Annotated in this window: 11 protein-coding genes and 2 riboswitches; of the genes, 8 read left to right on the top strand and 3 right to left on the bottom strand. The window is 65.9% G+C overall.

Features of this window, described 5'->3' with window-relative positions; all coding sequences use genetic code 11:
* Positions 1–53 precede the first annotated feature (53 nt).
* Complete coding sequence (locus ACVXZ4_RS13825; protein ID WP_461795402.1) at positions 54–821, bottom strand: J domain-containing protein; 768 nt, start codon at positions 819–821, stop codon at positions 54–56.
* A gap of 155 nt (positions 822–976) precedes the next feature.
* Here ACVXZ4_RS13825 and ACVXZ4_RS13820 point away from each other — a divergent pair, with 155 nt between their 5' ends.
* The 5 genes from ACVXZ4_RS13820 to gcvP all read left to right on the top strand — a co-directional run bounded on the left by ACVXZ4_RS13820 (position 977) and on the right by gcvP (position 7,484).
* Positions 977–1,606, top strand: coding sequence for an LON peptidase substrate-binding domain-containing protein (locus tag ACVXZ4_RS13820; protein ID WP_461795401.1), 630 nt, complete (start codon positions 977–979; stop codon positions 1,604–1,606).
* A 35-nt stretch (positions 1,607–1,641) separates the two neighbouring features.
* The gene (locus tag ACVXZ4_RS13815) at positions 1,642–2,652 is read left to right on the top strand and encodes an aldo/keto reductase family protein (RefSeq protein ID WP_461795400.1); all 1,011 of its coding nucleotides are present in this window, start codon (positions 1,642–1,644) and stop codon (positions 2,650–2,652) included.
* Positions 2,653–2,858: 206 nt separating this feature from the next.
* Positions 2,859–2,949: riboswitch (glycine riboswitch) on the top strand.
* 1 nt (position 2,950) lies between these two features.
* Positions 2,951–3,048, top strand: a riboswitch (glycine riboswitch).
* Positions 3,035–4,219: a glycine cleavage system aminomethyltransferase GcvT gene (gene gcvT, locus ACVXZ4_RS13810; protein WP_461795399.1), complete on the top strand. Its 1,185-nt coding sequence runs from the start codon at positions 3,035–3,037 to the stop codon at positions 4,217–4,219. It overlaps the preceding riboswitch by 14 nt.
* A gap of 2 nt (positions 4,220–4,221) precedes the next feature.
* The gene (gene gcvH, locus ACVXZ4_RS13805) at positions 4,222–4,593 is read left to right on the top strand and encodes a glycine cleavage system protein GcvH (protein ID WP_461795398.1); all 372 of its coding nucleotides are present in this window, start codon (positions 4,222–4,224) and stop codon (positions 4,591–4,593) included.
* A 92-nt stretch (positions 4,594–4,685) separates the two neighbouring features.
* Complete coding sequence (gene gcvP / locus ACVXZ4_RS13800; protein WP_461797985.1) at positions 4,686–7,484, top strand: aminomethyl-transferring glycine dehydrogenase; 2,799 nt, start codon at positions 4,686–4,688, stop codon at positions 7,482–7,484.
* 163 nt (positions 7,485–7,647) lie between these two features.
* Here gcvP and ACVXZ4_RS13795 read toward each other — a convergent pair whose 3' ends face one another.
* Positions 7,648–8,451, bottom strand: a complete 804-nt coding sequence (locus tag ACVXZ4_RS13795) for a CPBP family intramembrane glutamic endopeptidase (protein WP_461797984.1) — start codon at positions 8,449–8,451, stop codon at positions 7,648–7,650.
* 262 nt (positions 8,452–8,713) lie between these two features.
* Here ACVXZ4_RS13795 and ACVXZ4_RS13790 point away from each other — a divergent pair, with 262 nt between their 5' ends.
* The 3 genes from ACVXZ4_RS13790 (at position 8,714) to ACVXZ4_RS13780 (ending at position 13,280) form a co-directional block, all read left to right on the top strand.
* Positions 8,714–10,486 carry an ABC transporter family substrate-binding protein gene (locus ACVXZ4_RS13790; protein WP_461795397.1) on the top strand — a complete coding sequence of 591 codons (1,773 nt, stop codon included), beginning with the start codon at positions 8,714–8,716 and terminating at the stop codon, positions 10,484–10,486.
* A 194-nt stretch (positions 10,487–10,680) separates the two neighbouring features.
* Positions 10,681–12,213, top strand: coding sequence for an ABC transporter permease (locus ACVXZ4_RS13785; RefSeq protein WP_461795396.1), 1,533 nt, complete (start codon positions 10,681–10,683; stop codon positions 12,211–12,213).
* Positions 12,213–13,280, top strand: a complete 1,068-nt coding sequence (locus ACVXZ4_RS13780) for an ABC transporter permease (RefSeq protein WP_461795395.1) — start codon at positions 12,213–12,215, stop codon at positions 13,278–13,280. Before ACVXZ4_RS13785 ends, ACVXZ4_RS13780 begins: the two co-directional genes overlap by 1 nt.
* Before the next feature lie 59 nt (positions 13,281–13,339).
* Here the strand turns inward: ACVXZ4_RS13780 and ACVXZ4_RS13775 are convergent, their stop codons facing one another.
* A complete protein-coding gene (locus ACVXZ4_RS13775) occupies positions 13,340–13,966 on the bottom strand; it encodes a PH domain-containing protein (protein WP_461795394.1) in 627 nt (208 codons plus the stop codon).
* Positions 13,967–13,983 lie beyond the last annotated feature (17 nt).

Here is a 13,983-nt window from a genome sequence, read left to right as displayed (position 1 = left end):
GAATGTCCGCGGCCGCCCGGAATGGGCCGGGCCGGTGCTCCCGGCCCGTTGCGTCAGGCCGCGGCGGCCCGATACCGCGACAGCCGCGTCGCGAGGGGCGCCGAGATCCTCAGAGCAAGAACCGCGATGCCGAGCAGGGTCAGCGCAGCGAGAATCAACGGAGGAATCGAATCGGAGAGGAGGGAGAACGGCGAAACGCCCAACGCGACGAGCGGCCAGAGTGCGCTGCCGAAAGCCAGCGCCGCGACGAAGAATTTCGCCGGCCGGCTGAAGCCGCCGACCATCCAGCCCACCGCCACAACCAGCGCGGGAATCACTCTGGGGGTGGTGAGGCCGAGCACTCCGGAGTAACTCCAGGCGAACACCACCGCGGTGATGGAGACGATCGCAGCAATCGAGACGACGGAGACGGTCATCCATGCCCGATAGCGCGCCCGGTTCGCAGCAAGCGATGGAGTCGGTGCCGCGGTGCGCGGCGGCGGCCGCCACTCGTCGTGAATGCGCGGGCCAGAAGCGCGCGGGCCAGGAGAAGTCGGCCAAGAAGAATGCGACGCCGCGGGGGAGTGGGTCGCACCGAAGCGGGATGCCCCCGCCCGCACACCGGCGCCGGCGTAGAGGTGCGCGCGGTCATAGCGCGCCCGCAACTCCGGATCGAGCAGGTCCCGCCGTGCCTCGTTGAGGCGAAGCGTCATCGCCTCGCCGGCGGCTCCGGAGACGTCGGGATGGTAGAGCCGGATGAGTCGGCGGTAGGCGTTACGAATCTCATCGGCTGTGGCTTCGGGGGTCACGCACAGCAATTCGTAATGGGTCGGGGTGTCCATTGAGTCTGATCCTAGGGGATCGAAGACCCCCCGAACGCGGGACAAGTCTGTCTGTGCCCCGGTTCGCCCGAAAGGGGTACAGATCGGTGTTCCGGGGGTGAACTCACAGCAGGGGGGACCTAGGCGCGGGCAGTCCTTCGTGGTTGCCTGTAGCAGTGACCGATTTTCCGATGTTCCCGCTGGGATCTGTGCTGTTCCCGCACATGCCGCTGCCACTGCGCGTGTTCGAGGAGCGCTATCTCGTGATGCTCTCGCGCATCCTCGCCGACGAGCCTTCGGAGTTCGGCGTCGTGCTCATCGAGCGCGGGCAGGAGGTGGGCGGGGGTGAGATGCGCTTCGGCATCGGCACCGTCGCGCAGATCCAGCAGCTCGATGCCAACGAGGAGTTCGTGGTGCTGGTCGCACAGGGCGAGCGGCGCATCGAGATCCTCGAGTGGCGGGAGGAGAGTCCGCATCCCGCCGCCCTCGTGCGTGATCTCCCAGAGCTCGAGTGGACCGACGAGCTCCGTCCTCTTCGCGACACGGCCGAAGAAGCGGTGCGCGGGGCGCTTCGGCTGGCCGGGGAGGCGGGCGAGCAGCTCTGGTCGCCGGATGTCGAGCTCTCCGACGATCCCGTGCCCGCGGCCTGGCAACTGGCAGCGATTGCTCCGCTCGGTCCGCTCGACCAGATCGCCCTGCTGCGCTCGGAATCGATGGAATCGCTGCTCTCGAGCCTCATCGCGCTGGTGGAGTCGTCTGGGCAGTCGCTCGGTGCACCCTGGCCAGAAGACGAAACCGGGGAGTAGCGGAGTCCCCGAAAGCTGCGCGTAGGCTTGAATCCATGGAATTCAGATACCTCGGAAACTCAGGCCTCAAGATCTCGGAGATCACCTACGGCAACTGGCTCACCCACGGCTCCCAGGTGGAGAACGACACCGCGAAGGCGTGCGTCACCGCCGCCCTCGATGCCGGCATCACCACTTTCGACACCGCGGATGTCTACGCGAACACCGCGGCCGAGACCGTGCTTGGCGAGGCGCTCAAGGGCCAGCGTCGGCAGTCCCTCGAGATCTTCACCAAGGTCTTCGGCCCGACCGGACCCAAGGGCCACAACGACCTCGGCCTGTCGCGCAAGCACATCCTCGAGTCGATCGACGGCTCGTTGCAGCGTCTCCAGACGGACTATGTCGACCTGTACCAGGCGCACCGTTTCGACTACGAGACACCCCTCGAGGAGACCTTCCAGGCATTCGCCGACATCGTCCGCCAGGGCAAGGCGCTCTACATCGGCGTGAGCGAGTGGACGGCCGACCAGCTGCGCGACGGTGCGGCGCTGGCGAAGGAGTTCGGCGTGCAGCTCATCTCCAACCAGCCGCAGTACTCGGCGCTGTGGAGGGTGATCGAGGCGGAGGTCGTGCCGACCTCGAAGGAACTCGGCATCTCGCAGATCGTCTGGTCCCCGATTGCCCAGGGCGTGCTCACCGGCAAGTACCAGCCGGGAGCCGCACTTCCCGAAGGAAGCCGGGCGACGGACGAGAAGGGCGGCGCGAACATGATCAAGCGCTTCCTCAACGACGATGTGCTCACCAGGGTGCAGGCCCTCTCGCCGATCGCCGCAGAGCTCGACCTCTCGCTCGCCCAGCTTGCGGTGGCGTGGGTGCTGCAGAACGACAATGTGGCCTCGGCCATCATCGGGGCGTCCCGCCCGGAGCAGGTCCACGAGAACGTGAAAGCCGCCGGAGTGACCATCCCGGCAGAGCTCCTCACCCGCATTGACGACGCGCTCGGCGAGATCGTCGAACGCGACCCGGCCAAGACGCTCGAAAGCTCGCCGAAGTCGCGCGAGGCGTAGTCGCGCGACGCTTGCGGCTGCGGCCGAGAGCGGATCAGTCGGATGACACGCCGCGGGGGCGGTTGCCTGTGCGGCGTGTCATCCAGATCTCCGCCCTTGGCCGTCGGGTCCGCGCGCGGAGAGCAGTCCGTCGTCGATCGATAACCGCGGGGCGACGTCGAACTGTTCCCTTGCTAGGCTGGCCCCACAATCGAAAACTGGGCCGCACACGCGATGCGGGAGAGCTCGACACTTCTCGGGCACCGAAGGAGCAAGCCTCCCCGCCAATCTCTCAGGTCTACGTACCGCATCGAACTGGCCACTCTGGAAAGTGGATGACCGGACGCTCGCGTTCGTCATCCCGCCGAAGGTGAAAGCGCTCCGGCGTGAAACTCTCAGGTCCATGACAGAGGGGGAGTTCCATCCGCAGCCCGCGCGCCAGGAGAACTCCGTGCCAGAGAAGACCGTGACCGAGAAGAACGAAGAACGATACTCGCCGCTTCATCGCGTCCATGTCGATGCGGGAGCCAGCTTCACCGACTTCGCCGGCTGGCAGATGCCGGTGCGTTACTCGAGCGACCTCGCCGAGCACCATGCCGTCCGCACCGCCGCCGGGCTCTTCGACCTCTCCCACATGGGCGAGATCGTGGTGATCGGACCGGAGAGCGCGGATGCCCTCGACTACGCCTTCGCCGGCAAGATCTCCGCAGTCGCACTCGGCCAGGCCAAGTACAGCCTGCTGCTCGGCCGCGAGGGCGGCATCATCGACGACCTGGTCGTCTACCGCACCGGCGAGGACCGCTTCATCGTGGTCGCGAACGCCTCCAACCGCGAGGCCGTGGCAGCGGAACTCCTCGAGCGCACCGCTCCCTTCGACTGCGAGGTCTTCGATGAGAGTGACGACATCGCCCTCATCGCCATCCAGGGGCCGAAGTCGTACGAGATCCTGAGCCAGGTGCCCGGGATCGTCGTCGCCGGACTCCCCGAACTCAAGTACTACTGGTCGACTCCCGGGCAGTTCGAGGGGCACGAGATCCTCGTCGCCCGCACCGGCTACACCGGTGAGGACGGCTACGAGCTCTATATCGCCCCCGATGCCGCACCCGCCCTGTGGAGCGCGATCGCCGAGACCGGCGCGGGAAGCGGCCTGGTGCCGGCGGGGCTGGCGAGTCGCGATACCCTCCGTCTCGAAGCGGGGATGCCCCTCTACGGCCACGAGCTCTCGCTGGACACCCTGCCGGTGCAGGCCGGACTCGAGCGGGTTGTGAACCTCAAGAAAGAGGGCGACTTCGTCGGGCGTGCCGCAGTCGAGGCCGGCCCGGCAGAAGGTGCCCGCGTTCTCGTCGGGCTTCGCGCCGAGGGCAAACGCGCCGGACGCGCCGACTACCTCGTTCTCGACGCCGATGGCGCGGAAGTCGGGGTGGTCACCAGCGGGGCGCTGAGCCCGACGCTTGGATACCCGATCGCGATGGCCTACGTCGACCCCGCGGTGCGGGAGATCGGCACCGAACTATTCCTGGATGTGCGCGGAACCCGCGTGCCCGCATCCGTCACCGCACTTCCCTTCTACACGAGAGAGGCCAAATAACCATGGCTGAGCAGGGCACCCTCAAATACACCTCCGAGCACGAGTGGCTCGATGTGCAGGGCGACATCGCGACCGTCGGCATCACCGCGTACGCGGCGGAGAAGCTCGGCGACGTGGTCTTCGTCGACCTCCCCGCCGTCGGAGCATCCGTCGCGAGCGGCAAGATCGTGGGCGAGATCGAGTCCACGAAGTCGGTGGGGGAGCTCTTTGCGCCGGTCGACGGCACCGTCACCGAGGTGAACGATGCGGTCGTCGCGAATCCCGAGCTGGTGAACAGCGATCCTTTCGGTGAGGGGTGGCTCATCAAGGTGAGTTTCACCGAGCTCCCGGCCCTCCTCAGCTTCGACGAGTACACCGCGCTGGTGGGCGAGTAGTGGCCGGGATCGACCAGCTCACACAGGACCTTTTGGCTACGGGTGGTTTCGCCGAGCGCCACATCGGTACGGATGCCGCGGCGCAGGCCACGATGCTCGACACGTTGGGATACGAGACCGTCGATGCTCTCGTGCGTGCCGCGGTGCCGGCATCCATCCATGTGGACGGATTCCGTTCGGCGGCAGACTCGGTGCTGCCTCCTGCGGCGACCGAACGCGAGGCGCTCGCCGAACTGCGCGTGCTCGCCCGCAAGAACACCGTCAACCGGTCGATGATCGGGCTCGGCTATTACGACACGATCACACCGGCCGTGATCAAGCGCAACGTGCTCGAGAACCCGAGCTGGTACACGGCGTACACGCCCTACCAGCCCGAGATCTCCCAGGGTCGCCTTGAGGCGCTCATCAACTTCCAGACGATGGTCACCGATCTCACGGGACTCGCCACGGCCAACGCCTCGATGCTCGACGAGGGCACGGCCGTCGTCGAGGGAATGATGCTCGCCCGCCGCGCCTCCAAGATCGACAGCACGACCTTCATCGTGGACTCTGATTCCCTTCCCCAGACGCTCGCGCTGCTCGAGAACCGTGCGGCCGCGGTCGGCATCGACCTCATCATGCTCGATCTCGCGGAGCTCGACCCCGAGAGACTCGACCTGCCGGAGGCATTCGGCATCTTCGTGCAGTACCCGGCACGCTCCGGCCGGGTCTGGGACCCGAGCGCCGTGATCGCCGCGGCGAAGGCCACCGGTGCCCTCGCGGTAGTGGCGGCCGACCTGCTCGCCCTCACCCTCATCGCCTCTCCCGGCGAGCTCGGCGCGGATGTCGCGGTCGGCACGAGCCAGCGCTTCGGTGTGCCGATGGGCTTCGGAGGCCCGCATGCCGGCTACATGGCCGTGCGAGCCGGACTCGAACGACAGCTGCCCGGGCGCCTGGTCGGAGTCTCGCAGGATGCCGCCGGGCACCCCGCCTACCGGCTCTCGCTCCAGGTGCGCGAGCAGCACATCCGTCGCGACAAGGCGACTTCCAACATCTGCACGGCCCAGGTGCTGCTCGCCGTGATGGCCTCGATGTACGCGGTCTACCACGGCCCCCAGGGCCTGAAGCAGATCGCGACCCGGGTGACCCGCCTCACTCGCGTGCTCGCCCGCGCGGCATCCGAGGCCGGTCACACCGTCGTCTCGGCGAACTTCTTCGACACGATCACACTGCACACCAAGACGAACGCGGCGCGGCTAGTCGAGCGCGCACACTCCGCGGGCTACCTGATCCACCTCGTGGACGACGATCACGTTCAACTTTCGGCGGACGAGACCACCACCCTCGACGACGTGCGCGCGATCGCCCGCATCCTCGGTGAGGACCTCATCGACGACTCGGTTGCGGCCGAGGTGGACTGGATCCCCGCCGCGCTGGTGCGGACGAGCGGATACCTCGAACACCCGGTGTTCAACACCCACCGCTCCGAGACCTCGATGATGCGCTACCTCAAGCACCTTGCCGACTACGACTACGCGCTCGATCGCGGCATGATCCCTCTCGGATCGTGCACGATGAAGCTCAACGCGGCCACCGAGATGGAAGCCGTCACCTGGCCGGAATTCGCCGGCCTGCACCCCTTCGCTCCCGAATCGGATGTCGAGGGCTACCTCCAGCTGATCGACCAGCTCCAGGGGTGGCTCGCGGATGTCACGGGCTACGACTCCGTCTCGCTGCAGCCGAACGCGGGCAGCCAGGGCGAGCTCGCCGGCCTCCTCGCCATCCGCGGCTACCACCGCTCCCGTGGCGACGATCAGCGCACCGTCTGCCTCATCCCGCAGAGCGCCCATGGCACCAACGCGGCCTCCGCGGTGCTCGCCGGCATGCGGGTCGTCGTGGTGGCCTGTGACGAGCTCGGCAACGTGGATGTCGACGACCTCCACGCGAAGATCGCCGAGCATGCCGATTCCCTCGCCGCCCTCATGATCACCTACCCCTCGACCCATGGCGTGTACGAGCACGAGGTCGGCACCATCTGCACGGCCGTGCACGATGCGGGCGGCCAGGTCTACGTCGACGGCGCGAATCTCAACGCCGTGCTCGGATTCGCCCGGTACGGCGATTTCGGGGGCGATGTCTCGCACCTCAACCTCCACAAGACCTTCTGCATCCCTCACGGTGGTGGTGGTCCGGGAGTCGGGCCGGTCGCGGCGAAGGCACACCTCGCACCGTTCCTCCCCGGGCATCCGATGGCGCAGCGCGCGCTGCACGCCGGACCTCCCGTGTCGGCCGCGCCCTACGGCTCGCCGAGCATCCTTCCCATCAGTTGGGCTTACGTGCGCATGATGGGTGCCGATGGCCTCCGGGAGGCGACCGGAGCCGCCGTGCTCGCGGCCAACTATGTCGCGGTGCGCCTGCGGGACCACTTCCCGGTGCTGTACGCCGGCGACAACGGCCTGGTCGCCCACGAGTGCATCCTCGACCTTCGTCCGCTCACCGAGGCGACGGGTGTGACCGTCGACGATGTGGCCAAGCGCCTCATCGACTTCGGATTCCACGCTCCGACGATGTCGTTCCCGGTCGCGGGAACGCTCATGGTCGAGCCGACGGAGAGCGAAGACCTCGACGAGATCGACCGCTTCATCGATGCGATGATCGCGATCCGGGCCGAGGCGGATGCCGTGGCCTCCGGCACCTGGCCGCTCGCCGACAACCCCCTCCACAACGCCCCGCACACGGCGCAGTCCGTGATCGAGGGGGAGTGGACCCACCCCTACACACGCGAGCAGGCCGTCTACCCGGTGCGCAGCCTCATCCGGTCGAAGTACTGGCCGCCGGTGCGCCGCATCGACAATGCCTACGGGGACCGCAACCTCGTCTGCGCCTGCCCGCCGCCGGAGGCCTTCGAGTAACGCGCTTCTGCTGATCGAGCAGCGAGCGCCCGCATCCCTTCCCGCGGCGGGAGACACAACTCCCTCCGCGAGGGATTTGTGCCGCCGTGACGCGTCGTTTATCCCGCCATGACCTCGGCGACCGCCACGCGCAAAAAGGGCCCGTCAGGCACTCGCCGAGGAGCTAATTCGCGACCCCGAACAACGCCGGAAACGCGGATGCCGCCCACGGGTACCCGACGAAGATCGCGGTGTCGATTACGAAGTGCGCGATCACCAGCGGAAGCACCCGACCGTAGCGAGAGTAGAGCCAACCGAACAGCACACCCATGGCGAAATTGCCCACGAAGGCCCCGAAGCCCTGGTACAGGTGGTACGTGCCCCTCAGCAGGGCGGCGGACAGGATGATCGGCCAGGTCTTCCAGCCGAGGTCACGCAACCGGGCGAAGAGATAGCCGATCACGATCACCTCCTCCTGGAGCCCGGCCCTCAGGGCCGAGAGCACGAGGATGGGGATGGTCCACCAATAAGTGTCGAGCGGCGATGCGGAGACGGTGACCCCGAGTCCGAGGGCCTTGCCACCCAGGTACACGAAGATGCCCGGGATGCCGATCACGAGGGCGAGGGCGAGTCCGAGAAGCGCGTCGCGGCCAGGCCTGTCGAACCGGAGGCCCAGCCGCCCGAGGTGTGGACGCGCGGCCTGCCAAAGAAGGAAGCAGACGAGGGCGACGGGAACCAGGTCGAAGAAGATGGCCAGGAACTGGTAGATGAAGTCGAAGATCGCCCGGGAGTTCAGCGAATTGTTGAGTGACTGCACCTGTCGGGACAGCGGGGTCGGGCGAGTGAGGCTGTCGGCGAGCGATACTATCGAGTAGACCGCGGATGCGCCGAGCGAGAGCCCGAGCACGAGAACGATCTCGCCCCTGATCCGTCTTCGATCGCCCAAGGGCACCGGGTCGAAATTTGTGGGATTCGACAAAGGCGACACGGACACGGTTTCGATGCTACGCCCTCGATCCGGCCAGTTCACACTTTGAGACACCTCAGAATTGCAATATTCGTGCGAAATGCGGCGTCCGAGCGCAATGATTCTTCCCCGGGCGCAAGAATTTGTTAGGTCTGTTACCACTGTGTAACGTTTGGCTCTACAGTTTGGCGGGGGGAGCACCCCCTACTTAGGGTTCTTCTATCTAGCGCGGCAGCACGCTAGGAATCGTGCTGCCGTTTGCTCATCTTGCACAGGAGGAAAATTGAAAATCAGAGGAAGATTGGCGCGTAATGCGATCGCAGTCGTCGCCATCGCCGGCGCTACGGCATTCGCGCTCGCCGGGTGCACAACATCCGGTACGCCGACACCCACCACAGCAAAGGGTGGAACCGCCACTGTCGCGACGGTGAACGACTTCACGTCGTTCAACCAGAACACTCCGGACGGCAACCTCGACACGAACGGCTTCGTCGGCTACATGACGACCGGTTCGTTCTACTACGTCGACCCGAAGTTCAAGGTCATCTACGACACCTCCTTCGGCAAGCTCGAGAAGATCTCGGACAGCCCCCTGACGGTCAAGTACACCCTCAAGAAGGGCCTCAAGTGGTCCGACGGCAAGCCGATCACCGCTGACGACATGGCTCTCGCCTGGGCGATCAACACCGGCTTCTACGACTCGGGCACCACCGACGCCGACGGCAACGTCACCGCCGGCACCAACTACTTCTCGACCGCGGGAAGCACCGCAGCTCTCAACGGCCCGAAGTTCCCGACCATCAGCTCGGACGACCTGTCCATGACGATGACCTACTCCGACCCGTACGTCGACTACGCGATCTTCAACCCGATCGCCCAGCCGGCCCATGTCGTGGCAGAGAAGGCGGGCCTCAAGAGCGCCGCCGACCTCACCGCGCTGCTCAAGAAGCTGCCGAAGGGCGACCCGGCGAAGCCCGCCGCGGCCGACCCGACCCTGCAGAAGGCGTCGGAGTTCGTCAACACCGGCTACGACGTCACCGCGATGCCGACCGACAAGTCGCTCCTCGTCTCGAGCGGCCCGATGGTCGTCTCCGACTTCGTGCCCACCCAGTCCCTCACCCTGGTGAAGAACAAGTACTACACCGGTGACCACGAGTCCAAGGTCGACAAGATCGTGCTCCGCAACATCCCGGACGCCAACGCGCAGGTCTCCGCTCTCGCCAACGGCGAGGTCGACGTGATCAACCCGCAGGCTTCCGCCGACACGCTCACCGCCCTCAAGGCGACCAGCGCGAAGGTCATCATCGGATCGCAGGCGTCGTACGACCACCTCGACCTGACGTTCAACGCCCCGGTGTTCCAGGATGCGAAGGTGCGCGAAGCGTTCCTCAAGACCATCCCGCGCCAGCAGATCCTCGACGCGATCGTCACGCCCGTAGACCCCAAGGCGAAGGTGCTCGACTCGCAGCAGTTCCTTCCGCAGCAGGCGGGCTACGCCGACTCGGTCAAGGGCAACGGTTCGTCCGCCTACGACAAGGTCGACATCGACGGAGCCAAGACTCTCCTCGCCGGTGCGACCCCGACGATCAAGTTGATGTACAACACCAACAACCCGAACCGCGTCGATGAGTTCCAGGCCATCCAGGCCTCGGCGACCAAGGCCGGCTTCAAGATCGTGGATGCCGGATCGCCCGACTGGAGCAAGAAGCTCGGCGACGGAACCTACGACGCCGTTCTCTTCGGTTGGATCAACCCGGGTTACGGCTACGCCGGAGTCCCGCAGATCTGGTCAACCGATGGTGGCGGAAACTACAACGCCTACAAGGGGACGAACAAGCTGGCTCTCTCGACCCAGTCGATCCTCGACACCAAGAAGATCACCCCCATCCTGCAGGAGATGGACAAGCAGGCGTTCTCTGACGCCTACGGCCTCCCTCTGTTCCAGCTGCCGGGTATCACCGGAGTAACGAGCCGCCTCACGGGCGTCGACACCTACTTCGCCGGCCAGACCGGACCCTTCTGGAACTTCTGGGAGTGGACCGTCAAGGGTAAGTAGTCCGTAGCTGTGGCCTCGATCCGTACTCCGGGTCGAGGTCACAGCCGCGTCGGCGCCGGGCCGGAGGGCCCGGCGCCTCTCACTGTGTACTTTCGTTCTGTCCGTCCCGAGGGCTGATGGCGCGGTAAATTAGAGCAGCCGGAATCGCGATGGAGCGATTCGCACGGCGAACCGAGCAAGCAAGGAAGCCATCGATGGTGAGCTTTATCCTGAGGCGAATACTCGTCTCGGTCCTCATTCTTCTCGCAGCATCGTTCATCATGTACATGCTGACGGCCTACTCGAGCGATCCTCTGGAAGACCTGCGACAGTCCAGCTCCCTCAACAAAGAGAAGCTCATCCAGGCCCGCATCCAGTCGCTCCAGCTCGATGTGCCTCCGCCGCTCCGCTGGTTCCTCTGGCTCGGCGGGGCCGCGAAGTGCCTGATCCCGCTGGCCAACGCCTGCGATCTCGGCCAGACGATCTCCAAGGCCGAAGTCACCGACATCCTGCCCCAGGCGATGCAGTCGACGATCCAGCTCGTCACTGGCGCCCTCGTGCTGGCGATCGTGCTCGGTCTCGCCCTCGGAATCATCACAGCCCTCCGCCAGTACAGCGGCCTCGACAACGTCGTGACCTTCACGAGCTTCTTCCTCTTCTCGCTCCCGTCGTTCCTCGTCGCCGTGCTGCTCAAGGAGTTCATCGCGATCGGCTTCAACAACTTCCTCGAGAAACCGATGATCGCGATACCCGTCATCCTCGTGATAGCGGTGATCCTGGGGTTGATTGTGCAGTCGGTCATCGGTGGCGACGGCAGGCGAAGACTGATCGTCGGCGGCGCGACCGCCGTCATCTCCGCGATCGTGCTCTACGGCATCTCGCTCTCCGGCTGGCTGCTCCACCCAGGCCTCGGACCGGTGGCGATCCTGCTGCTCTCCGTCGGAATCGCCGTCGGACTGACGGCGCTCATCGCCGGCCTGCGAAATCGCCGGGCGCTCATCACCGGCCTGATCGTCGTCGTGCTCGCCCTCGTGTCCTACTTCGCCCTTCAGGGCCTGTTCGACATCTCGTCGGCCGCCACGCTCGTGATCCTCGCGATCGTCACCATCGTCGTCGGCCTCGCTGTCGGTTTCTTCATGGGCGGCTACGACCGGTCGCAGTCGATGCGCGTCGGTGCGATCACCGCTCTCCTGTCGGGCGGTCTCGTGCTGCTCGACCGGTTCATGCAGTCCTGGCCCACCTACTTCAGCGACGTCAACGGCAGGCCGATCGCCACTGTCGGCTACCAGACCCCGAACCTCGGAGGGGATGTGTGGGAGTCGGGCATCGACTCGTTCACGCACTTCCTGCTTCCGACGATCGCGCTGCTGCTCATCTCGTTTGCGAGCTACACGCGGTATGCCCGCGCCGGAATGCTCGAGACCATGGGGCAGGACTACGTGCGCACGGCACGGGCGAAGGGCCTCCCGGAGCGCACCGTCGTCATCCGCCACGCCTTCCGCAACATGCTGATCCCGATCACCACCCTCGTGGCGTTCGACGTGGGGGCTCTCCTCGGTGGAGCGATCATCACGGAGCGGATCTTCGGTATCCCCGGAATGGGAAGCGTGTTCTTCGCGGGCCTTCAGCGCGGTGACCTCAACCCCGTTATGGGCTACTTCATCGTGATCGCGGGAATGGCGATCCTCTTCAACTTCCTTGCCGACCTGGCCTACGCGGCCCTCGACCCGAGAGTGAGGGTTCGCTGATGTCCAACGACAATTCGTCCGTGCTCGCCGCCGAAGCGATCCTTTCCGACAGCAAGCCGCCGGAGAGCCAGGGGCGACTGATTTTCAAGCGGTTCCTGTCCAACAAGGTCGCGGTCGGCGCCCTCATCCTGATCTTCGCGATCATCGTGTTCTCCATCTCGGCCATCGGGCTCGGCCCGATCCCCGGCTGGTGGAAGTACAACTACACCTCGCTCAACGACCAGCTGAACGGCGGCCAGCCGACCCTGTCGGTGGTGCCGGAGTGGCTCGGCGGCAAGGGCATCACCTTCGGTGATCACCCCTGGGGCCAGGACCGCATCGGCAAGGACTACTTCGCCATGACCATGCGCGGGGTTCAGAACTCCGTGCTGATCATGATCGTGATCGGCCTCATGGCTACGGTCATCGGGGTCGTCATCGGGTCGATCGCGGGCTACTACCGCGGCAAGATCGACGCGATCCTGATGCGCATCACCGACATCTTCATCGTGATCCCCGCACTCGTCATCGGATCTGTCGTCGGCCACGCTGTCGGCGGATTCGGAGCGGCGACGCTCGCCGTCATGCTCGGCTTCTTCACCTGGATGGGCATCGCCCGGCTGGTTCGTGGAGAGTTCCTGTCGCTGCGCGAACGCGAGTTCGTCGAAGCGGCGCGGGTGGCCGGAGCCTCGGATGCCCGCATCATCTTCCGCCACATCCTGCCGAACGCCCTCGGTACCGTTATCGTGAGCGCCACGCTCATCATGGCGTCGGCGATCCTGCTCGAGACCGCGCTGAGCTTCCTCGGCTTCGGTATTCGACCGCCGGATGTCTCCCTCGGAAACCTGATCTCGAGTAACCAGTCCGCCTTCCAGACCCGGCCGTGGCTCTTCTGGTGGCCGGCGCTCTTCATCGTCTCGCTCGCGCTGCTGGTGAACTTCGTCGGAGACGGCCTGCGCGACGCCTTCGACCCGCGTCATCGCCGCTTCAAGCTGCGTCGCATGACGGAGGAGCGCCCGAGCCTCGCCGAGGACGAGCAGGTGCGTGCCGGCGACGATGGCGACATCATCGACGCCGACAAGAAATGAACGGCAGCGAGATGACCGACCGCGCGGGGATTCCGGGCGTCGTTCGTTCCGGCGTGGTGTCAGGCGATGAGCAGCGCGGGAACCGAGACCGCCAGCAGAACCAGCAGGGCACTGATCGCCGGCCAATGCCACCGCACCGTCACCGGCACCTCGTGGGCGATGCCGGCCTCGACGAGCCCGGAGGTCTGCAACAGCTCCCAGCGGGACCGCACCAGGCTCGCTGCGGCACCGGACTCGCTCGTGACGAGGTCGCCCGGTCGCACCGTGCTGCTCGAGTGCGGCGAGGTGCGGCGGATCTCTCGGTCGGCCAGGGCCGCACTGCGGTAGCCGAACGACCGGCCGGGGGACGGCGCGACCCAGACCTCGAACTTGCGGCCGGGGGTGAACAAAGTCAGCGCGAACTTGGTGTCGACGTTCACCAACGCGTTCCACGGGATCCAGACGCTGCGCAACGGATTCATCACTTCGACACCGTCGTCCGAGATCGTCAGAAGGGGGCGCCAGAGGCCCTCCCCGGCCAGCAGGTTCACGAACGCGAGCGGCACGAGGTAGGCGAGCTGGCTCGGACGATCGACGAAGAACAGCGAGACCGCGATCACGGCGGAGATCGCCCAGATTCCGATCGCCAGCACCCGATTGAATCGGGAGTTCACGATCTCGCGCTCGGGGCCGGGCAGTGGGGGCATACCCCAATCGTCTCAGG

It is taken from the genome of Lacisediminihabitans sp. FW035, from assembly GCF_054880895.1.
Note: the sequence above shows the minus strand (reverse complement) of the source record. Positions and strands in the feature narration are given on the sequence as shown.

What these genes read in the sequence shown, in the direction of transcription:
- gcvT (WP_461795399.1), top strand. Translation starts at nt 3,035, where the DNA reads ATGACAGAGGGGGAGTTCCATCCGCAGCCCGCGCGCCAGGAGAACTCC.
- gcvP (WP_461797985.1), top strand. Translation starts at nt 4,686, where the DNA reads ATGCTCGACACGTTGGGATACGAGACCGTCGATGCTCTCGTGCGTGCC.
- ACVXZ4_RS13785 (WP_461795396.1), top strand. Translation starts at nt 10,681, where the DNA reads ATGGTGAGCTTTATCCTGAGGCGAATACTCGTCTCGGTCCTCATTCTT.
- gcvH (WP_461795398.1), top strand. Translation starts at nt 4,222, where the DNA reads ATGGCTGAGCAGGGCACCCTCAAATACACCTCCGAGCACGAGTGGCTC.
- ACVXZ4_RS13780 (WP_461795395.1), top strand. Translation starts at nt 12,213, where the DNA reads ATGTCCAACGACAATTCGTCCGTGCTCGCCGCCGAAGCGATCCTTTCC.
- ACVXZ4_RS13815 (WP_461795400.1), top strand. Translation starts at nt 1,642, where the DNA reads ATGGAATTCAGATACCTCGGAAACTCAGGCCTCAAGATCTCGGAGATC.
- ACVXZ4_RS13825 (WP_461795402.1), bottom strand. Translation starts at nt 821, where the DNA reads ATGGACACCCCGACCCATTACGAATTGCTGTGCGTGACCCCCGAAGCC.
- ACVXZ4_RS13775 (WP_461795394.1), bottom strand. Translation starts at nt 13,966, where the DNA reads ATGCCCCCACTGCCCGGCCCCGAGCGCGAGATCGTGAACTCCCGATTC.